We start from the raw sequence: 20,448 nt of genomic DNA, 5'->3' as shown, positions 1-20,448 counted from the left end.
GTTTATTTAGCTCCCCACTCTGCAAGGGAGTCTTTGTTTAACTTTACATAATCGGCATTTTTAGCCTCTTCTGCAAGTTTTAAAGAAGTCTTAGCTGCTTTTATTGCCCCATCTTTATCTCCAGTTTTAGCTAAGATTAAAGAATGTTGTCTGTGATACCAAAATGCATCTGCTCTACCTGCAACAGCTTTTTCGATATGCTCTTTAGCTTTCGCATATTCTTCTACGTCTTTATAAAAAACAGCAGCCTGATAGTGATCGTTAGCAGATGGACCCGCCATAGCTTTTTCGATACTAGCCATTGCTTTTTTCTTAGTAGGAACCTCTAATTTAAAAGCAACCTCAGTATTTTCCCATAAGATATTGATATGCGCACTATTCATTGTAAAATCACTTAACATAATCGTAAAAGTCTCTACATTCATTGGAATTTTGGTAGGCTTTACTGTAACTTTTCCAGCTACCTTACTATCATCCCACTCTCTTGGTGTTCCCCAGTTACTTGCATCACTATAGAAAATTACTTCCCAGCTTTCTTTTCCTGGTTTTGTAAAAATAGCATACGTTCCTTTTTTAAGTTCAGCATCTCCTATTTTAACATCATCACTGAAAGTAATTTGAGTGTTTTTATTAGCTCCTGTTCTCCATAATTTATCAAAAGGAACTAGGTTTCCAAAAATAGCACGTCCTTTCATACTTGGACGAGAATATTCTATAGAAACATCTGTTAATCCAACCACTTGCTCTATTTTAGAAAAAGGACTAGGTTGTGGGGTTTTTACTTGGGCTTCAATTCCTAAAGAGATGAGGGCAGCCGATACGAATAAGATGATCTTTTTCATTGTGTTTATATTTAGTCTATTAATTAGTTTACTGATAACGAAATTAACAATTACGCCTGCATTAAGAGTTAACAAAAACTTAAAATAAGTAATGCTATATTTGCCATCATTTCAAATTGTATGAGACGTAAATATATATCAGAGATTATAGGCACATTTACCATGGTATTTTGCGGTACTGGAGCCATGACGATAAACGAAGTAACTGGAGGAGATGTTACTCACGTTGGTATTGCTGCCACTTGGGGATTGATAGTTATGGCGATGATTTATGCCTTTGGCGATATTTCGGGAGCACATTTTAACCCGGCAGTTACGATTGCTTTTGCATATGCTAAAAAATTTGAATGGAAAGAGGTTCCTAAATATATTATAGCACAATGCATTGGGGCAATTGCGGCCAGTAGCATTTTACTCTTTCTGTTTCCTGATAGTGAATTTCTAGGCGGCACATTACCTTCATTTGATGATCTCCGGGCGTTTATTTTAGAATTACTCCTTACTTATTTTTTAATGTTAGTCATCATCAATGTATCAACTGGATCAAAAGAAGTAGGTATGATGGCCGGAATAGCGATTGGTGGCGTTGTCCTCCTTGAAGCTATGTTTGCCGGACCTATGACAAATGCTTCTATGAATCCCGCAAGATCTCTGGGACCTGCTTTATTATCTGGTCATTGGGAACATCAATGGTTGTACATGACTGCACCAGTTGTTGGAGCGATATTAGCTGTAATGACTTGTAAACTTATCAAAGCAGATAACTGCTGTAAAGAATGTTAGACACCTTGTGAGATTGTTTATTTATATATTAGTAAACAAAACATCGCGGCTAAATAATTTCTAATTTTATTTTTTGTTTAACATTTATCTCTTAAAGATTAAACAAAATGATTGTACCTTTATCCTGAAAAAGAGGTACAAAATGAAAATATATACATTACAGGCAAAACAAAAACTTCCAATTTCTCTTCAGGAAGCCTGGGATTTTTTATCGGATCCAAGAAACTTAAAGACAATTACACCAGATTATATGGGGTTTAAAATTTTATCTGGTGCAGATAGAAAAATGTATGCTGGACAAATTATCCAATACATTGTTACTCCTGTAGCCGGCATTAAAACTAAATGGGTTACCGAAATTACTCATACTGCAGACAAAGAGTATTTTGTAGATGAGCAACGGTTTGGTCCATATGCGCTTTGGCACCACAAACATTTCATTAAAGAAATTCCGGGAGGTGTAGAAATGGAGGATATTATAGATTACAAAGTACCTTTTGGAATTTTAGGACAGCTCGTACATCCTTTTTTGGTAAAACCCAAGCTGAAAGAAATATTTGATTACAGAGAAAAAAAGTTAATAGAGTTATTTGGTGACTTTAAAAGTCAAAAAGAAAAACAAGTTGAATTGGTTTAATTACAAAAAATGAGAAAAAATATTTTACTTATTGGTGGTAGCCACGGTATAGGATTCGAAATTGCATTAAAAACATATGAAGACCATAATATATTTATAGCTTCACGAACTTCTGAAAATCTAGGCAATCTAGAGGTTACACACATTCCATATGATGCGTCAACAGACGAAATCGACACTTCAAAACTTCCTGATCAATTGGATGGTTTCGTATACTGCCCCGGAAGTATTAACTTGAAACCCTTTAAGATGCTGAGTCCTGATTCTTTTCAGGAAGATATGCAGATTAATTTTATGTTCTTAATAAAAATCATGCATTCTATACTACCACAATTAAAAAAATCAGAACAAGCTAGTCTAATCTTCTTTAGCACCGTTGCTGTTAAAGTAGGTATGCCTTTTCATACTAGTGTTGCCGCTGCCAAAGGTGCTATAGAAGGTTTCGCAAAAGCTTTAGCTGCTGAGTATGCGCCAAAATTTAGAGTTAACGTGATCGCTCCTTCACTAACAGATACACCATTAGCTGAAAGACTTTTAGGAAATGAAAAAAAACGAGAAAAAATGGATGAGCGTCATCCTCTTAAACGTGTTGGAGAAGCCGAAGATATTGCTAACATCGCTAAATTTTTATTAAGTGATGACAGTAGTTGGATTACAGGACAAGTATTAGGCGTTGATGGAGGTATGTCTACCTTAAATATCAATTAAGATGTCTCAAAAAGTAAATATATTTTGGTTCAGAAGAGATTTGAGGCTCGACGATAATATTGGATTTCTTGAAGCACTTAAAGATGATAGACAAGTATTACCTGTTTTTATTTTTGATAGTGAGATTTTAGACAAGCTACCGAAAAACGATGCTAGGTTGTCTTTTATTTACGATACCTTACAAAATATGAGAAAGGAATTACAAGAAAACAATGATAGCTCTATCGCTTTTTTTCACGGTAAACCTACAGCAATATTTAGAGATTTGATCAAAGATTATGACATAGAAAAGGTATATACTAATCGAGATTATGAACCTTACGCAAAGCAAAGAGATGCATCCATAGAAAAACTACTGAAAGAAAACTCTATTGAATTTAAAACCTTTAAAGATCAAGTAATCTTTGAAAAAAACGAAGTAGTAAAATCGGATGGTGACCCTTATGTTGTATACACACCTTATAAAAATAAGTGGAAAGAGATTTTTGACGAATCAAAACTAAAAATTCATTACACGAGTCAACATATTGATAATTTGATCAAGAATACAAGATTACCAAACCTGTCGTTATCCGACATGGGGTTTGAAAAATCTTCAACAGAAGTACCTGAATACATAGTTACCCCTACGCTTATTGACAATTACGAAGATACACGAAATTTTCCTGCCAAAGAGAATGGAACATCTAGGTTAGGTCCTCATTTACGATTTGGCACTGTGAGTATTCGCAAAATGATCAAAAAAGCAATTGCCGAAGAAAATGAAGTTTTTTGGTCAGAATTGATTTGGCGTGAATTTTTTATGCAAATTCTTTGGCATTTTCCACATACTAAGGATAAAGCATTCCGATCCAAGTATGATCGTATAGAATGGCGCAATAACGAAAAAGAGTTTGATGCTTGGAAAAATGGTAAAACCGGTTATCCGCTAGTAGATGCAGGAATGCGTCAACTTAATAAAACAGGTTACATGCACAATCGGGTAAGAATGTTGGTTGCTAGTTTTTTATGCAAACATTTATTGATTGATTGGCGTTGGGGCGAAGCCTATTTTGCCGAAAAATTATTGGATTACGACATGTCTGCTAACGTTGGTAATTGGCAATGGGCAGCTGGTTCAGGTGTGGATGCAGCTCCTTATTTCAGAATTTTTAATCCAACTACACAAATTGAAAAATTTGACAAAAACAAAACTTATATCAAAACCTGGGTAGAAGAGTTTGATACAAAAGACTATCCCCAAAAGATAGTGGATCATAAGGAAGCGAGAGAACGTTGTCTTAAAGTCTACAAAGAAGCTGTTGCTTAATCACTAAAATTATAACATTTCTTTAAAATTAGAAACTGAAGTTTTTTGTAATTTAAAAGCATTGCAAATCAATTATAAATCAATAAACTTCAATCCGATGAATACACAAGAAGTAGCCAATCGTTTAGTGGAACTCTGCCGTAAAGGGGAAAATATGCAAGCCTTAAAAGAACTATATGCTGACAATGTGGTTAGTAAAGAAATGCCAGGAGCACCAAATGCTATCGTTTCCGGAAAAGATGCTGTAACCAAAAAAAGTCAAGATTGGTATGCTAGTGTAGAGGAATTCCATGGAGGAGAAATTTCTGATCCTGTAGTTGCAGAAAATCATTTTACTTGTAAAATGACAATGGATTGCACTTTTAAAGGACAAGGACGCATGCAGATGGAAGAGTTAGCCATTTACAATGTGAATAATGGTAAAATAGTAGAAGAGCAATTCTTTTATTCGATGCCTCCACAATAGAAAAACAAAAAATCAGGCTGATTATTAGCCTGATTTTTGATAATTAAAAAAATCTTCTCACCTTTTCTAAAGCCGGATTTCGATTGTCTTCTTTCCAGATGACAGAGAGCTCTGCCCTTTGAGGTATATTTGGAATTTCTAAAAACTTTACGTTAAGATCAAAACCATATTGCAAAGAGGTAGGAACAATCGCAACCCCTAACCCACTTTCTACAAGTTTAAAAATTGTTTGAGCGTGAACGGATTTATGGGAAACTATGGGTGTAAAACCTTTATCCTCACAGATGCTCATTATCTTATCGTAATATATCGAACTATAGTCTGAAGAAAATAGAACAAAATGCTCTGAGGAAACTTGCGCTATGGTTTTAAAGTTATGCTTATTTAAAAAGTGATTCTTTGGCAGAACTAGAGAAAAAGTGTCGGTTTGTACTGCTTTAATACGTAAACCATCTGGTACCCTGGCTAATCTCACAAAACCGATATCCAATTCATCGCTTACAATTGCTTTAACCTGATCGTAATTAGACATTTCTTCGAGGCTAAATTGTATTTTGGGATATGCTTTGTCAACCTGTACCAAAAGATCTGGAATTACCGTTTGAATAGCAGAGCCTAAAAAACCTATTCTAACTTCTCCTTCACTTCCTTTATCAATTAGTGCTGTCTGTTTTATGGTAAAATCAATATGGTTAAATATATAGGCAATTTCCTTTTTGAGATATTCACCCGCTACCGTCAAGCTAACATTTCTTTTGTTTCTAATAAACAATTCAGCCCCTATAATCTCTTCCATTTGTTTGATTTGCCTACTAAGACCAGGTTGCGAAATAAACAAACGTTCTGCTGCTTTTCTGAAGTGTAACTCTTCGGCTACAGCCAAAAAATAAGTAAAGTGACGTAATTCTAACTGATAACTCATAGTTATTAATTATTGACAAAATTAGTATTTATAAGTATTAAAAATACACATTATCTTAGTGTACACAAATATGAATAACATATAATGTCTAAAATATCATCACAATTTCGATTCGGAGAGGATTATCTTACCAGTGGTATTGCTATTAAAATAGCATCCGGAGAAATCAAAGGAATTATTTCTGAAACCTCCAGAGAAAAGATCAGAAAAAGCCGTCAGGTTGTCGAAAATATCGTAGACAAAGGTCATCCGGTATACGGTATCAATACTGGTTTTGGTCCTTTATGTACGACTATGATCTCAAAAGAAGAAACCAAAATACTTCAATCTAATATTTTACAAAGTCACAGTGTGGGTGTGGGTGATCCTATTGATCAGGAAATCGCCAAACTCATGCTGATCCTTAAACTCCAGTCTTTATCCAAAGGATATTCTGGTATTGCCGAAAGCACATTGGATCGTATACTTTGGCATATTGACAATGATGTGATTCCTGTGGTTCCTTCTCAAGGATCAGTAGGTGCTTCAGGTGATTTAGCACCACTCTCCCATCTGTTTCTGCCTTTAATTGGTTTGGGGAAAGTTATATACAATGACAATGAGATAGCTACTTCTGCTTTATTTAAAGAGACAGGACTGACTTCTTTAGATCTTGGCCCAAAAGAAGGCCTTGCTTTAATCAATGGAACACAGTTTATAGCGGCGCACGCTGTAAAAGTCGTAGAAAAGCTACATAGTTGTCTTTCGCAAGCGGATATCATAGGAGCCATGATGATAGAAGGATTACAAGGCTCTGTAAAACCTTTTTATAATGAATTACACGAATTACGCCCATTCAAAGGAAATGTTCATGTAGCTTCCAGAGTAAAATCTTTACTAAAAGGATCTGAAATCATGGAAGATCATATTGATTGTGATCGTGTTCAGGATCCGTATTCACTGCGATGTATTCCTCAAGTACACGGAGCTTCCAGAAATGCTTGGCTTCATCTTAAAGAATTAGTAGAAATCGAATTAAATTCTGTTACAGACAATCCTATTATCATTGATGAAGAACTCACTATAAGTGGTGGAAGTTTTCATGGACAACCATTGGCTATGGCAATAGACTATGCTTGTCTTGCAGCTTCTGAAGTTGGTAATATTTCAGATCGAAGAATATACTTGGCATTAGAAGGTAACTCTCCAGGAGTTCCTAAATTATTAATGGAAGACACCGGTATTAATTCCGGTTATATGATTTTACAATACACCACCGCTGCATTAGCGAGCGAGAATAAAGGACTGTGTTTCCCTTCCAGTGCAGATAGTATTCCAACATCTCTTGGACAAGAAGATCATGTGAGTATGGGATCCATTGGAGGTAGAAAAGCTTTAAGAGTAATTGAAAATGTAGAAAAAATATTAGCGATAGAACTTTTGACAGCAGCGCAAGCTTTTGAATTTAGAAAACCTATGAAATCAGGTGTTATTCTGGATGAGATTCATAAAACTATACGCAAAGAGGTTCCTTTTGCTGAAAAAGATCGTGTTTTTGCGGATGATATAAATAAGGGGATTGATATTATTAAAAATAAAACGATCATAACATTAGCAAATAATGTAGCCAACAAGGAGAATTTATCTTTAGAAACCAAATTCTCCACCCAATTTGAAATCTATTAATTATGACAAAGTACAAGCTTATTGGTCCTATCACACAACTCATATCCATGAATGGATTACCACTAAAAGGTGCTTTAAAAGATGAACAACTTCCTATACTTCTTAATGCAGGAATTCTAACCGAAGGCGAACATATTCATTCTATTGGAAATTATACGGATTTGAAAGAAATCGCCAAAAGTCTTGAAGCAGAAATCATAGAATTACAATCGGACTACGTTTGTCTTCCGGGATTTATTGATGCACATACTCATATTTGTTTCTCTGGTTCAAGAGCCAATGATTATGCCATGCGCAACTCGGGTAAATCCTATCTGGAAATTGCAAAATCAGGAGGAGGAATTTGGGACACTGTATCCAAAACAAGAACTGCCAGTCAAGAACAACTGTGTCACTCTGTTGTAAAAAGAGCCAATCATCTTCTTAAAAATGGAATCACCACTGTAGAAGTAAAAAGTGGTTATGGACTTTCTATAAAAGAAGAACTTAAGATGTTAAGAGCAATAAAAGAAGCTAACTTACATTTAGAATCAGATCTCATCGCTACTTGTTTAGCTGCTCATATGCTACCCAAAGATTATGATGGAAATCATCGGCAATACCTCGATGAAATGGCATCAACGCTATTTCCTCTACTAAAAGAAGAAAATCTAGCTAATAGAATTGATGCTTTTGTGGAGCAAAGTGCATTTTCTAAAGAAGATATAGAACCTTATTTCAAAAAAGCTATAGAAAAGGGATTTGATATCACGGTTCACGCGGATCAGTTTACTCCGGGAGGTAGTGAAATAGCAGTAAAAATCAATGCAATAAGTGCTGATCACCTCGAAGCTAGTACGGATAAAGAAATCAGGATGCTCGCAGAAAGTGATGTTATATCTGTTGCACTACCAGGAGCTTCTATAGGCTTAGGATGTGATTTCACTCCAGCAAGAAGAATTCTAGATGCAGGAGGTGCTCTGGCGATTGCCAGCGACTGGAATCCGGGATCGGCTCCGATGGGAGATTTATTGACACAAGCTTGTATTTTAGGAACTTTTCAGAAACTTAGTAATGCAGAAGTATTAGCTGGAATTACACACAGAGCTGCAGCAGCCTTGAAATTAGAGGATCGTGGTAAACTGGCTCCCAAAATGTTAGCGGATTTTTGCCTTTTTTCTACAGATCATTATAATGAAATTCTATATCATCAAGGTAAACTAACTCCTTCACAAGTCTGGAAACGTGGAGATGCAGTGCACTCGGAACATTAAATTAAAATAACATTTCAATAATCACCAATGTGATTAGAAATTACAGCATACAATATGACAACTTTCAAAAAACAAATAGTCGCAGGTATCCCCAAAACGCTTCCTCCAAAAAAGCATTTGAACCCAAAGATAAGCAGAGCCCCAAAACGAAAGCAAATATTATCTATTGACGAAAAGAAACTGGCTCTTAGAAATGCTTTGAGATATTTTCCAACCGACTGGCACCAGGAATTAGCCAAAGAATTTCTTGAAGAACTTCAGGAATATGGAAGAATTTACATGTATCGATTTAGGCCTGATTATGAAATGTATGCAAGACCCATAAACGAATATCCTGCGAACACCCAGCAAGCGGCTGGAATTATGCTTATGATACAAAACAATCTGGATCCCGCGGTAGCACAACACCCATATGAGTTAATCACCTATGGTGGAAACGGAGCAGTATTTCAAAATTGGGCACAATATTTACTTACTATGCATTACCTGGCTACAATGACAGAAGATCAGACGCTGCATATGTATTCAGGTCATCCCATGGGATTATTTCCATCATCAAAAGAAGCGCCTAGAGTAGTAGTAACTAATGGAATGATGATTCCAAACTACTCCAAACCGGATGACTGGGAAAAATATAATGCACTTGGAGTTACCCAATACGGACAAATGACTGCAGGCAGCTATATGTATATTGGTCCACAAGGTATCGTTCACGGAACAACCATTACGGTTATGAATGCCTTCAGAAAAACATTAAAATCAGGAGAAAACTCAGCGGGTAAGATTTTTCTAACCGCTGGTTTAGGAGGAATGAGTGGTGCACAGCCTAAAGCAGGCAATATTGCCAAATGCATCACTGTTTGTGCAGAAGTAAATCCGGATGCAGCACAAAAACGATATGAACAAGGTTGGGTAGACGAAATTATTGACAAGTTAGATAGCTTAGTCAATCGAGTGAAAGAAGCAATTCAGAATACAGAAGTGGTTTCCATAGCTTTTAAAGGAAATATTGTAGATGTTTGGGAACGGTTTTATGACGAAAACATTTATATACATCTCGGATCTGATCAAACATCTTTGCATAATCCCTGGTCCGGTGGTTATTATCCTGTTGGTTTGAGCTATGAAGAGTCAAACAAAATGATAGCCCACGACCCTAATACTTTCAAAACAAAAGTTCAGGAATCCCTTAGAAGACATGCTAGTGCTATCAATAAACATACTGCAAAAGGCACATACTTCTTTGACTACGGGAATGCGTTTCTTTTAGAAGCATCGCGGGCAGGAGCCGATGTAATGGCTGAAAACGGAATTGATTTTAGATATCCATCCTACGTACAGGATATCTTGGGACCTATGTGCTTTGATTACGGTTTTGGGCCATTTAGATGGGTATGTACCTCAGGTAACCCTGAAGACTTAGACACAACAGATCAAATCGCCGTAAAGGTGATGCAAGAAATAAAAGCCACTGCTCCAGAAGAAATTCAGCAGCAAATGCAGGATAATATTACATGGATCGAAGAGGCTAAGCAAAATAAGCTTGTTGTAGGCTCTCAAGCCAGAATTCTATATGCAGATAGCGAAGGAAGAATAAAGATCGCTGAGACGTTTAATAAAGCTATTAAATCAGGAGATATATCAGCTCCCGTTGTCCTGGGTAGAGATCATCACGATGTGAGTGGAACAGATTCTCCTTATCGTGAAACCAGTAACATTTATGATGGAAGTAAATTTACTGCTGATATGGCTATCCATAACGTAATCGGTGATAGTTTTAGAGGAGCAACATGGGTATCTATCCATAACGGTGGAGGTGTTGGCTGGGGAGAGGTAATCAATGGAGGATTCGGATTATTACTCGATGGATCTGATGAAGCTTCCAGACGTCTTAAAAACATGTTATTTTATGACGTAAACAATGGTATTTCTCGCAGAAGCTGGGCAAGAAATGAAGAAGCTATATTTGCGATTAAAAGAGAAATGGAACGTACACCAGAACTTAAAGTAACCATTCCTAATATTATAGAAAACAACATCTTAGATAATTTATTTTAACAACAATCGCATCTGTGTAATATATTATACACACGCATTATTTTTGCCAATGAAGAATTACAAAAGAGCAGATACACATATTTGGGCAGGACGAACATCCGAGGATCAATTATATCTTCATGAAAAAGTTACTTTTCTTGATTTGGAAAACGATGAACTAATTGAAAATCAGAATACGGCTTTTGCTATTTTAGGCTATGCCTGTGATGAAGGAGTTCGAAGAAACTCAGGAAGAGTCGGTGCTGCATTAGCTCCGGATGCTATCAGGAAAATGATGGCATCATTGTCAAATCACTTGGATAAAAGCGTACAAATTGTAGATATTGGAAACATTATTTGTAATAAAAACGATTTAGAATACACCCAAAGTTATACTTCAAATAAAATAGCTCAAATACTTAAATATAAATATTTTACGATAGTTTTAGGAGGAGGTCATGATTTAGCTTACGCACATTATAACGGAATTAAGGAATACTTGCCGAATTCTTCTATAGGAATCATTAACCTAGATGCACATTTTGATTTAAGAAAGATAGAAAGTAATGGAAACTCAGGAACACCATTTTATCAAATCTCTAAAGAGAATGATCGTTTCAAATACCTTTGCTTAGGGATTCAAGAGGAATCCAATAATCAGGAATTGTTTAAAACAGCTCATCAGTTAGGTGTAAAATATATCAAAAGTACTGATTTTAATATCCAAAACAGGAATTATATTTTTACAGTACTTGATAATTTCATTGACCAAGTAGACAACGTGTATCTTACTATTGATATGGATGGTTTCTCATCGGCATTTGCTCCCGGAGTAAGCGCTCCTTCCCCATTTGGTTTTTCTATAGATATTGCATTAGCAGTTATTGAACAAATCTGTAAGTCCGGTAAATTAGTAAGCTCTGACATCGTAGAGCTTAATCCCGAGTATGATTTAGACAATTGTACTGCCAGATTAGCGGCAAGATTGGCTTATTACATTATGAAGTTTATTTCTTCTGAATAATTTCTTTCCTGTTTACCCATTTATTTATCTTTATGAGATATTACACCATCAATAATGGAACAAACAGCTTTAATTCTTATTTATATTCACGCTTTCTTCGGCGGAATTGCATTATTATCTGGACTGATAAGTGTTATTGGTAAAAAAGGAAGGTTTTATCACAGAAAAGCAGGCATTGTTTTTTCGATCACGATGTTTATTAGCGCTTTGATTGCTATACCTATTACATTGTTACCCAAACACGAAAACTTATTACTACATCTACTCTCTATTTTTACTATATATCTCGTTATTTCAGGTAACCGTGTGCTTCGGTTTAAGAAAAAACACACTTTAGGAATTACAGATATAGCAATCACTAGTGTTATGGGATTAGTCTTTATTGGCATGGTGTCGGTAGGTATTTATTATCGCATTCAGGAAATACCAAAAAGCACTCTATTCTTTTTTTTTGGTGGTTTTGGTATTATGGCTAGCGTAAGAGATATTAGGCTTTATAAAACGTTTAAAACAAATTCAACATCTTACCTATCTAATCATATCGGTAAGATGTCGGGTGCTTATGGTGCTGCCGTAACTGCTTTCTTATTAGCTGCTTTAAACTCCAGTACCTTATGGGTTTGGTTAACACCTTCTGTTATTACCTTACTATTTGTAATTTATTGGAGAAGAAAAATCTCGAAAAAATAGCAAATCACTTATGTTGTAACAATATTTCCGACAGATCGTCTGATAATTAAATCACTTTTATGACTTTTCAGAAGATTCTAGAGCGTACACTACGTTATTTTGTTGCGTTTTTCATATTTGTCTATGGAGCTGCTAAGCCACTACAGTTTGGAAATAAAAATGGATTTCCAGATAAGCTTGTTAGCGAACTAACTGGGATGGAGCTTATGTGGTCTTTCTTTGGGTATACAAAGACATTGCCAATAATTATAGGGATTATACAAGTTTCAGGAGCATTGCTTCTATTATCTCAACGAACAAAAATCATAGGAGCATTATTGTTAATTCCTGTAATGATTAACATTGTATTGTTTGATGTTTTTTATCAAGTAAAAACTGGGGCAACCGTTAACGCAATAGTGTTCTTATCTGTTCTTCTAATATTACTAATTTTTGAACATAGAAAAATGATTCAAGTTTTTAAAATAATGACAACCAAAACTAAAAAGGATCCTAATAGGATTATACTCTTTATCATTAGTGCATTATTAGCCTCAACGCTATTTTTTGTATATACATATCTCCAAAGACAGTGATCATTGTAATGGTACCTTAACAAAAGTCTCTCTTGTTTAATTTCAGAAAATTCAAAAATTGATCTTTATCTCAAAAATAATTCTTAGGCACAACTATGAGATCTTGATACATTAGTTACCACTCATTATGGTCAATGATACACTCAAAATGATCTCTAACTTAGCTCGGATAGTTGTATCTACGATTAATGCCTCAATTTCTTAGCTTAAAATAAAAAAACAGCTTTAAGTTATAAGTTAGCATTAAGTAAACTGACTACATAACTTCATTACATAAAACTTAGATTTTTTAAGTCACTAAAATCTAATTACTTTTGTATCTTCGAAAATACGGATACAATAAATTTCCTTTAACGGGTTTACACACATTGATCATCTTTCGGGCCTTTACTGAAAAAATACTATCATTCATCTATTGAAAGATACAGGTGGTTAATAATGTTCTATGGAAGCAATTAATTATTATCAAATATCAATTTTTCTTTTACAAGGATTCGTTGTTTCCTTTTTGGTTCTAATTTTATTTCATTTCCGTAAAGTAACAGGTAACGGATTATTGTTTACCGCTTTAGGAATGTTTCAATTTATTCAGGTATTTACCGCTACCACGATGTATTTTGAAATATTTGATGGTATTACTGTATCTCCCGGTTCTTCTGTGTTGTTCTCGGTTACTTTATTTACCGTATTGATATTCTATATAAAAGAAGATGCATTACTTACCAGAAGACTCATTTATGCGTTGGTAACGGCCAATCTAATGATTGTTATCCTGCTCCTTCTTTTTGGAATCAATTTGGAGGATTCCAGCATGCATCAAGTATCGTTTACAATGCTATCAGACTTCTTCAATACTAACGTTTTTCTTTTAGTATACGGAACGTTATTGCTTTTTGTAGATTCAATTTTATTGATTTTTATATTCGAATACGTTTCCAAGTATATCAGAAGTCTGTTTTTGAGAGTGTTTTTGACAATGTTGGTTGTCCTTGTTTTTGATGCGGTATTGTTTAGCGTTATTGGTTTTTGGAATTCTGACAACATAATGAATTTCCTTATTTCAGGATTGGTATCCAAAATAACCATGAGTTTTTATTACGGAATATTATTTACCATTTATCTTAAATACGTTCAAAGAGAAGTTACAGAAGATACGTATTCCACCTTTAAAGATGTATATCATTCTCTTACCTATCGACAAAAATTTGAAGAAGCTGAAAAGGTCATTCAATTGAGCGAAAGTCGATACCAAACCCTTACGGATATTTCTCCGGTAGGTGTTTTTATGACCAAAGCAAATGGAAAAACTACGTTTGTTAATGAAAAGTGGTGTGAAATTTCTGGTTTATCGCAGCAAGAAGCGATGGATGATGGATGGCTTAAAGCAGTACATCCAGAAGATAGGAAAAAACTGAAATCCGGATGGTATGATGATGCTAAAAGAAGTGATTCATCACATGCAGAATATAGATTCCTAAGGCCAGACGGCACCATCAAGTGGGTATTAGGACAAGCTATCCCGGAATATAACGAGAAAAAAGAAGTAATTGGATACGTAGGTACCACTACTGATATTACCGAATTAAAACTGTATGAAATAGAGTTAAACAAAATGAAAGATAAAGCAGAGGAAAGTGATCGGCTTAAATCGGCGTTCCTTGCGAATATGAGTCATGAGATTCGGACCCCTATGAATGGAATTTTAGGTTTTGCCGAGTTACTCAAAGAACCTGTATTAACCGGAGATGAGCAACAATTGTATATCAGTTTAATCGAAGAAAGTGGTGCCCGTATGCTCAACATCATTAGAGATATTATTGATATCTCTAAAATTGAGTCGGGACAAGTAAAAGTTTTTCTTTCTGAAGTAAATATTAATGAGCAAGTAACCTATTTATATCAATTCTTTAAGCCTGAAGCGGATAGAAAAGAACTACAATTATCCTTTAGCAACGGATTATCAGATGATATGGCATTAATTAAAACAGATAAAGAAAAATTTAATGCTATTCTTACCAACCTGGTTAAAAATGCTCTTAAATACACTCCAGAAGGCTCTGTCTCATTTGGCTATGAAGTACAAGATGAATTCTTACAGTTTTATGTTAAAGATACTGGAATGGGTATTGCAAAAGATCGACAAAAAGCCATTTTTGAAAGGTTTGTACAAGCTGATATAGAAAACAACTATGCTATTGAAGGAGCTGGTATTGGATTATCGATTGCAAAGGCTTACACCCAAATGCTGGGTGGCAAAATCTGGTTAGAAAGTAAAAAAGATTTGGGTACGATTTTCTACTTTACCATTCCCTATAATAAATCTTGATACAACATACATAATTTAAAAAAATCCTTGGCTTGAAATTAAAGGAAGACATCCCTTTTATTTATCAAAAACTATAGTCTCCACCCAATAATTTCCTAATTCTTCGTATTCCATCTCCTTCATTGCTCCTACCCAAGGATCTATGATAAGTACTGTGTCATCATCAGTATATCCAATGATTAATAAAGCATGTGCTGCAAAACCACTATAATTTTGTGTTCCGATAAGAATAGGTCGATCACTATCAATCTGACCTTGTATCTCATTAAAGGTTAATTTAGGATCATTTCCAAAAATCAGGCTTCTATATTCTGTGCGAACATATCCAAAATGAGAAGCTATTTGCGGTTGTAAGGTAAATAAATCCAACCCTTGATTATTCCCTTCGAACATTTCATCTAGTTTTTTCTCAGACATATGTAACCCATAACTCTGTAATGCCATGGACAAAGCTGCAGCCCAACAGTTGTTTCCTCCAATCTGTTGCTCCGGTATAATATTAAGTACTGATGTCTTTTTTCTTTTGGCGTCTGTTACTTCACTCATGATACTGTTTTTTTATGTATTTATTTAAAAGTTGGTAGTAGTTGACAGAAACATGTTCCTGTTGTTATTAAAAGTAAACAAAAATTAACGCCATAGCAATAATAATATGGTATGAAAACACTTACAACAATCAATTACAAACAACACATAATCAAAACGTTAAAAACTTTCTTGAATCCAGGCAGTAATAACAGAAATAAGTTTTTCTTTTTCAAGATCATTATGGAGCTCGTGATATGCACCATCAAAGGAAACAAAATCAACATAGTTTGTTATTCCTGCAAATTCCTGACTCGCAGTATAACTGGTTATTTGATCAGCTGTTCCGTGCATTAGCAAAATGGGATTTTCTAATTGAGAAGCCTTAGTAATAGCCTGTTCTCCAGCTTTTATTATTGGTAAAGAGAAATTAGGACTCACTTTATCGTGCACTAAAGGATCATTTTTATACTTCTCCACTTCTTCCGGTACCCTGGAAATAGCGTTTACATCCAACCCTGAAGGTAATGTAATTGAAGGTGCTATTTTTTGAAAAAGCTTACCCATCATCATTTTCCAAATAGGCGGCTGAAATGCTAAACGTAAAAACGGGCTAGTTAAAATAGCTCCTGCAATCTTAGGATTACTTCTCAATATATAATTAATTACCAGGTTCCCTCCCATACTATGACCATATAGAAAAATTGGAAGATCGCTTGCAATTTCGTTAGCTTTAAGATACATTATATCTACAACCTCCATTAACGCATTATAACTCGGGCAATGGCCTCTTTTACCACTACTCTTACCGTGTCCGAAATTATCATAAGTAATCACACCAATATGCTTTGCCAATAACTCAGGTATTACATAATCAGCATATCGTGAAGAATGCTCTCCCATACCGTGTACCAACAAAATGATGGTTTTACAATCTTTAGGCAGCCAATATTGTCCGAAGAGTTTGTGTTTTTTATAATCAAAAAAGAATTCATGGTGTAGCATGGTTTAAATATACTATAAAAATATTCTATGATAACATCCTTGAATTAATACACAATATGATATTTAGTATTTGACATATAACTCTAAAGTAGACAAATAAACATGGGAAATTTCAGGTTTCTTAAAAAATATTTATATTCGCACATTCAAAATTAGCCTACACCCCCAAAATATGTTTAAAAATCCTTTTTCCTTCTACGGAAGGATACGAAGGCTGGAATATGGCCTTAGCTACATCATATTCATCGCATCCTTTTTTTTGGTAGGAGTTATCACCGAAATTATACCAGAAGCTGAATCCCTAATAGTATTAATGATTATACCATCATATTGGTTCCTGCTAGCACAGGGAGCTAAACGTTGTCACGACTTGGGTAATAGTGGTTTTTTTCAAATAATCCCATTTTATGGGCTTTTCATGCTCTTTGGAGAAGGAAATCACGGTGCAAATAAATATGGTTACAATCCTAAAGAAATGGATGCTCCCATCGCTAAACGAGAACCATTTAAATTAAGAATACCATTACCTCCGGGAAAATCAAATATAGACATACTAAGCGAAATACTATGTTTTGCTTTGTTAAACACATTACTCATACAACTTTTAAATAATTATGTAGAAAAGGAGTTTTTTAGATTCTTATGTATATTCCTTTCTATCTTAGTGTGTTTCTTTTTATTATTACTATTTACAAATAAGAAAGAACCTTTACCAGAATTTAATCCTTATTTATTTAGACAAAGATTAACCTACTCCGTAATACTTTCTATAAGCATTTACATATACAATCTAACTTTTAATTATGCATCATTTCAATTAGAAGATATATCATATGCCATTTTCCTGGCAGTAGTGATACTTGGCGTTACTTACCATCCATTTATAACCTATAAATCGATTTTTAAGAAAAGAAAGGAGGAAGCGGAATATGAAAACTAAACACTACCTCTACACTTCTCTATTATTATTTATTTTAATTTTTATAGTTGGCTATTCGAATAAAATAGAGCTCAGCAATATGGTTACTTGGTCTGACCGCCCGGTAAACTGGTCGGATTTTAAGCAAGTAGAAGAAATTGATGATGAGTTTGATGCCACAATCTTTTCTGAAATACATTGCCCAAATACAATTAACGAAGATAATCCTCTGGTATATGCATTTATGGATCCTAACCAGTCAGAAAGATTAAAAGATTCTCTTCTTGATCCTCAATTATTAAAACACGAACAATATCATTTTAACATTACAGAATATCACGCACGTTTGTTGCGTAAGGAAATTGTTCAGAAAGGAGAGAAAAATATCACCACATCTTCGCTTCAGGATTTGTACGACACATACGATCTGGAAAGAGCAAAAATGCAAGCAGCGTATGATGAAGTTTCAGAACATAATACCAATTTTAAGAAACAACGGTATTGGGAGTTAAAGATTGATGATTTATTACGTCAAACAGCCTACTATAAAAACCCAAATATTTATAGCTATTATAATTTCACTAAAAAAAGCACTGAATATTACAGACATATTTACCACACATTAGATCATCAAATTCTAACTTCATACCCAATCGGCAAAGCCGACTACATCAACGGAAAAAGTTATAAAGTCGAACGTAATGACAAGGAAGTAATTATTAAGTATTTCAAAAATGGAGAACTTACTAATGGAGGGATTTTTAAAACTGCTATTACCAAAATAATTAAAACTACAGATTCGACGTCTGAGATGCATTATTACAATAAAGACTTAACCAGAAACACTGTCTTAAACAGATCTATTTCTAAAACCGTATGGAACACCAATAAAGATATGACCATCTCATACTTTAATGCAAATGGAGACCCTGTCGAATACAAATCCGTTCATAAAACTATTTGGAAATATAACCCCAAAACTAAAAGCCGATATTCTAGTTATTATGATGTAAATGAAAGACCAACTGCTAATAATGATCTTGTTTTTCACGAAAGAAGAGAATTTGACAATGAAGGTAGGACTATCAAAATCGCTAATTTTGACTTGGATAATCAACCTATGAATGACAAAGAATATATTTCGGTATATGATTATGTTATAGATGATTATCACAAAATTAAAAGAACCAGGCTATATAATAAAAATGGAATTTTTGCCACTCATTTAACAGAATACAATCTCCACTACACATATGATGAAAGAGGTAATCTAGTCAAATATGTGAATCTTAATGAAAATGGCGATCAAATAGAAAATAAAAAAGGAATATGTATTTATGAATATTCTTATGATTTAAAGGATCATTATACCTCTGTTAGAAGATATAACGCATCAGAATTACCGGTTATAGGAGATGATGATTATTTTATGCAAGTATGGGATTATGATTATAAAAACAGGATTAAATTTACCGCTAAATACTATGATAATTATGTATTGGCCTTTGATGACAATAGAAACGGCGCTAGTAAATATGAATACATCAATGATTCGGTTTGCAATGTTTTGAATCTAGGTGTTTACAATACAATTTTTAAAAATGATGATGGGTATGCGATTAGAAAGCAATACATGAATAAAGACGAAGAAGTAATCCGAGAGTTATTTCTAGACGAAAATGAATGCTTTGCGACTTCTGCGGATGGTATCGAAATACATGAATACGATTACGATAAAAGGGGTAACCTTATCAAAGAAAAGAGGCTAGATTCCTTAGGAAACCTAAAAGCCTATAACAAAGATGTAGCTATTACACGTTGGGAATATGATGACAATAACAACAAAACCAAAACTACCTATTACCAAAAGGACAGTATACTTGCAAATGCAAATCAAAATGTTACTTATAACGTTTATACATACAATAAAGACAACCTCTTTGTAGAACGTACCAACTACGATAAGAATATGAAGCCGGCATTATTAAACGGAGTGTTTAAAACAATATATGAATATAATCGTTTTGGTAAGGATACTCTCGTTAAAGAATTCGATACACGAAACAGGCTGATCAAAGGGGTTAGTACCACGCATTACAGGTATAATCAATATGGCGATATTACACGTGAAACTTATTACAATTCTAGAAATCAAAGAGCTTCATATCAAAATGGAATAAGCGCCATCGAATATTTATATGATAATCAACAGCGTTACGTTGGTCATAAGAATTACAATAGATTTGACAATCCTACTAATGATAGAAACGGTGTTTTTCACGAAAAAAAGACACTAAATGAAACTGGTCATCTTATTTCTTATGAGTACTTTAATAAAAAAGGTCTCCCAGCTATAGGACCTAATGGATATCACAAAGTAACTTATGTTTATAATGATTCTGATTTATTAATTAGAGAAAGCACCTACGATACCGACCTTAATTTGGTTAATGATAGCAGTGGTGTAGCAGAATACGAATATACCCGAGCTTCGTCAGGCCTTATAAAGACTATGAAATATTATGACAAAAATGGTGATCCTACAGAAAATGAAGATGGTGCGGTAGAAATAGTGTATGAGGAAGCAATGAACGGTTTATATTTCATAGATAAGCAACTAAACGCACAAGGAGAAGAAATAGTAGAAGACTCAGAGGAATAAGATTTGAAGTTTAAAAAGATTTAACTCCTAATTATCAAAGACGTAAACCATGCAACTTTGGCTCATTTCATAAGTCTTTCTTGCTAAAGAAAAATTATTC

The 20,448-nt window shown here is 34.4% G+C and carries 18 protein-coding genes; 14 read left to right on the top strand and 4 right to left on the bottom strand.

Going from position 1 to position 20,448, the window contains the following annotated elements:
- Positions 1 to 2: 2 nt before the first annotated feature.
- The gene (locus ACFSR1_RS05160) at positions 3 to 842 is read right to left on the bottom strand and encodes a DUF2911 domain-containing protein (RefSeq protein ID WP_378290297.1); all 840 of its coding nucleotides are present in this window, start codon (positions 840 to 842) and stop codon (positions 3 to 5) included.
- Positions 843 to 962: 120 nt separating this feature from the next.
- On the opposite strand from ACFSR1_RS05160, the gene ACFSR1_RS05155 reads away from it, so the two are divergent.
- The 5 genes from ACFSR1_RS05155 to ACFSR1_RS05135 all read left to right on the top strand — a co-directional run bounded on the left by ACFSR1_RS05155 (position 963) and on the right by ACFSR1_RS05135 (position 4,745).
- On the top strand, positions 963 to 1,625 hold the full coding sequence (locus ACFSR1_RS05155; RefSeq protein WP_378290295.1) for an MIP/aquaporin family protein: 663 nt from the start codon (positions 963 to 965) through the stop codon (positions 1,623 to 1,625).
- Positions 1,626 to 1,767: 142 nt separating this feature from the next.
- Entirely contained in the window at positions 1,768 to 2,262 is a 495-nt protein-coding gene (locus tag ACFSR1_RS05150) for an SRPBCC family protein (protein WP_378290293.1), read from the top strand.
- A 9-nt stretch (positions 2,263 to 2,271) separates the two neighbouring features.
- Positions 2,272 to 2,970: an SDR family NAD(P)-dependent oxidoreductase gene (locus tag ACFSR1_RS05145; RefSeq protein WP_378290291.1), complete on the top strand. Its 699-nt coding sequence runs from the start codon at positions 2,272 to 2,274 to the stop codon at positions 2,968 to 2,970.
- Position 2,971: 1 nt separating this feature from the next.
- On the top strand, positions 2,972 to 4,279 hold the full coding sequence (locus ACFSR1_RS05140) for a cryptochrome/photolyase family protein (RefSeq protein WP_378290289.1): 1,308 nt from the start codon (positions 2,972 to 2,974) through the stop codon (positions 4,277 to 4,279).
- Between the two features lie 97 nt (positions 4,280 to 4,376).
- The gene (locus tag ACFSR1_RS05135) at positions 4,377 to 4,745 is read left to right on the top strand and encodes a SnoaL-like domain-containing protein (protein WP_378290287.1); all 369 of its coding nucleotides are present in this window, start codon (positions 4,377 to 4,379) and stop codon (positions 4,743 to 4,745) included.
- A gap of 43 nt (positions 4,746 to 4,788) precedes the next feature.
- Here the strand turns inward: ACFSR1_RS05135 and ACFSR1_RS05130 are convergent, their stop codons facing one another.
- Positions 4,789 to 5,667, bottom strand: a complete 879-nt coding sequence (locus tag ACFSR1_RS05130; RefSeq protein ID WP_378290285.1) for a LysR family transcriptional regulator — start codon at positions 5,665 to 5,667, stop codon at positions 4,789 to 4,791.
- Positions 5,668 to 5,751: 84 nt separating this feature from the next.
- Here ACFSR1_RS05130 and hutH point away from each other — a divergent pair, with 84 nt between their 5' ends.
- The 7 genes from hutH to ACFSR1_RS05095 all read left to right on the top strand — a co-directional run bounded on the left by hutH (position 5,752) and on the right by ACFSR1_RS05095 (position 15,237).
- Entirely contained in the window at positions 5,752 to 7,332 is a 1,581-nt protein-coding gene (gene hutH / locus ACFSR1_RS05125) for a histidine ammonia-lyase (protein ID WP_378290283.1), read from the top strand.
- A gap of 2 nt (positions 7,333 to 7,334) precedes the next feature.
- Entirely contained in the window at positions 7,335 to 8,585 is a 1,251-nt protein-coding gene (hutI, locus tag ACFSR1_RS05120) for an imidazolonepropionase (RefSeq protein WP_378290281.1), read from the top strand.
- A gap of 54 nt (positions 8,586 to 8,639) precedes the next feature.
- Positions 8,640 to 10,643 (top strand): urocanate hydratase, encoded by a 2,004-nt coding sequence (locus ACFSR1_RS05115; protein ID WP_378290279.1) that lies wholly within the window; start codon positions 8,640 to 8,642, stop codon positions 10,641 to 10,643.
- 49 nt (positions 10,644 to 10,692) lie between these two features.
- Positions 10,693 to 11,646, top strand: coding sequence for a formimidoylglutamase (hutG, locus tag ACFSR1_RS05110; RefSeq protein ID WP_378290277.1), 954 nt, complete (start codon positions 10,693 to 10,695; stop codon positions 11,644 to 11,646).
- A gap of 54 nt (positions 11,647 to 11,700) precedes the next feature.
- A complete protein-coding gene (locus ACFSR1_RS05105) occupies positions 11,701 to 12,336 on the top strand; it encodes a hypothetical protein (RefSeq protein WP_378290275.1) in 636 nt (211 codons plus the stop codon).
- Positions 12,337 to 12,395: 59 nt separating this feature from the next.
- Positions 12,396 to 12,911 (top strand): hypothetical protein, encoded by a 516-nt coding sequence (locus tag ACFSR1_RS05100; RefSeq protein WP_378290273.1) that lies wholly within the window; start codon positions 12,396 to 12,398, stop codon positions 12,909 to 12,911.
- 445 nt (positions 12,912 to 13,356) lie between these two features.
- On the top strand, positions 13,357 to 15,237 hold the full coding sequence (locus ACFSR1_RS05095) for a sensor histidine kinase (protein WP_378290271.1): 1,881 nt from the start codon (positions 13,357 to 13,359) through the stop codon (positions 15,235 to 15,237).
- A gap of 57 nt (positions 15,238 to 15,294) precedes the next feature.
- Here the strand turns inward: ACFSR1_RS05095 and ACFSR1_RS05090 are convergent, their stop codons facing one another.
- The gene (locus tag ACFSR1_RS05090; protein WP_378290270.1) at positions 15,295 to 15,783 is read right to left on the bottom strand and encodes a C39 family peptidase; all 489 of its coding nucleotides are present in this window, start codon (positions 15,781 to 15,783) and stop codon (positions 15,295 to 15,297) included.
- A 159-nt stretch (positions 15,784 to 15,942) separates the two neighbouring features.
- Positions 15,943 to 16,767, bottom strand: a complete 825-nt coding sequence (locus ACFSR1_RS05085; RefSeq protein WP_378290268.1) for an alpha/beta hydrolase — start codon at positions 16,765 to 16,767, stop codon at positions 15,943 to 15,945.
- A gap of 172 nt (positions 16,768 to 16,939) precedes the next feature.
- Here ACFSR1_RS05085 and ACFSR1_RS05080 point away from each other — a divergent pair, with 172 nt between their 5' ends.
- A complete protein-coding gene (locus ACFSR1_RS05080) occupies positions 16,940 to 17,707 on the top strand; it encodes a DUF805 domain-containing protein (RefSeq protein WP_378290266.1) in 768 nt (255 codons plus the stop codon).
- A gap of 79 nt (positions 17,708 to 17,786) precedes the next feature.
- Entirely contained in the window at positions 17,787 to 20,348 is a 2,562-nt protein-coding gene (locus ACFSR1_RS05075) for a hypothetical protein (protein WP_378290264.1), read from the top strand.
- Positions 20,349 to 20,448: the final 100 nt, after the last annotated feature.

This window comes from Aquimarina rubra (genome assembly GCF_042684305.1).
GTDB classification, from domain to species: Bacteria; Bacteroidota; Bacteroidia; order Flavobacteriales; family Flavobacteriaceae; genus Aquimarina; species Aquimarina rubra.
Note: the sequence above shows the minus strand (reverse complement) of the source record. Positions and strands in the feature narration are given on the sequence as shown.

Coding starts and splice junctions, on each gene's coding strand:
- ACFSR1_RS05090 (WP_378290270.1), bottom strand. CDS start 15,783: ATGAGTGAAGTAACAGACGCCAAAAGAAAAAAGACATCAGTACTTAAT.
- ACFSR1_RS05100 (WP_378290273.1), top strand. CDS start 12,396: ATGACTTTTCAGAAGATTCTAGAGCGTACACTACGTTATTTTGTTGCG.
- ACFSR1_RS05135 (WP_378290287.1), top strand. CDS start 4,377: ATGAATACACAAGAAGTAGCCAATCGTTTAGTGGAACTCTGCCGTAAA.
- ACFSR1_RS05085 (WP_378290268.1), bottom strand. CDS start 16,767: ATGCTACACCATGAATTCTTTTTTGATTATAAAAAACACAAACTCTTC.
- ACFSR1_RS05075 (WP_378290264.1), top strand. CDS start 17,787: ATGGTTACTTGGTCTGACCGCCCGGTAAACTGGTCGGATTTTAAGCAA.
- ACFSR1_RS05105 (WP_378290275.1), top strand. CDS start 11,701: ATGGAACAAACAGCTTTAATTCTTATTTATATTCACGCTTTCTTCGGC.
- ACFSR1_RS05095 (WP_378290271.1), top strand. CDS start 13,357: ATGGAAGCAATTAATTATTATCAAATATCAATTTTTCTTTTACAAGGA.
- ACFSR1_RS05115 (WP_378290279.1), top strand. CDS start 8,640: ATGACAACTTTCAAAAAACAAATAGTCGCAGGTATCCCCAAAACGCTT.
- hutG (WP_378290277.1), top strand. CDS start 10,693: ATGAAGAATTACAAAAGAGCAGATACACATATTTGGGCAGGACGAACA.
- ACFSR1_RS05160 (WP_378290297.1), bottom strand. CDS start 842: ATGAAAAAGATCATCTTATTCGTATCGGCTGCCCTCATCTCTTTAGGA.
- ACFSR1_RS05140 (WP_378290289.1), top strand. CDS start 2,972: ATGTCTCAAAAAGTAAATATATTTTGGTTCAGAAGAGATTTGAGGCTC.
- ACFSR1_RS05150 (WP_378290293.1), top strand. CDS start 1,768: ATGAAAATATATACATTACAGGCAAAACAAAAACTTCCAATTTCTCTT.
- ACFSR1_RS05130 (WP_378290285.1), bottom strand. CDS start 5,667: ATGAGTTATCAGTTAGAATTACGTCACTTTACTTATTTTTTGGCTGTA.
- hutH (WP_378290283.1), top strand. CDS start 5,752: ATGTCTAAAATATCATCACAATTTCGATTCGGAGAGGATTATCTTACC.
- ACFSR1_RS05145 (WP_378290291.1), top strand. CDS start 2,272: ATGAGAAAAAATATTTTACTTATTGGTGGTAGCCACGGTATAGGATTC.
- ACFSR1_RS05155 (WP_378290295.1), top strand. CDS start 963: ATGAGACGTAAATATATATCAGAGATTATAGGCACATTTACCATGGTA.
- hutI (WP_378290281.1), top strand. CDS start 7,335: ATGACAAAGTACAAGCTTATTGGTCCTATCACACAACTCATATCCATG.
- ACFSR1_RS05080 (WP_378290266.1), top strand. CDS start 16,940: ATGTTTAAAAATCCTTTTTCCTTCTACGGAAGGATACGAAGGCTGGAA.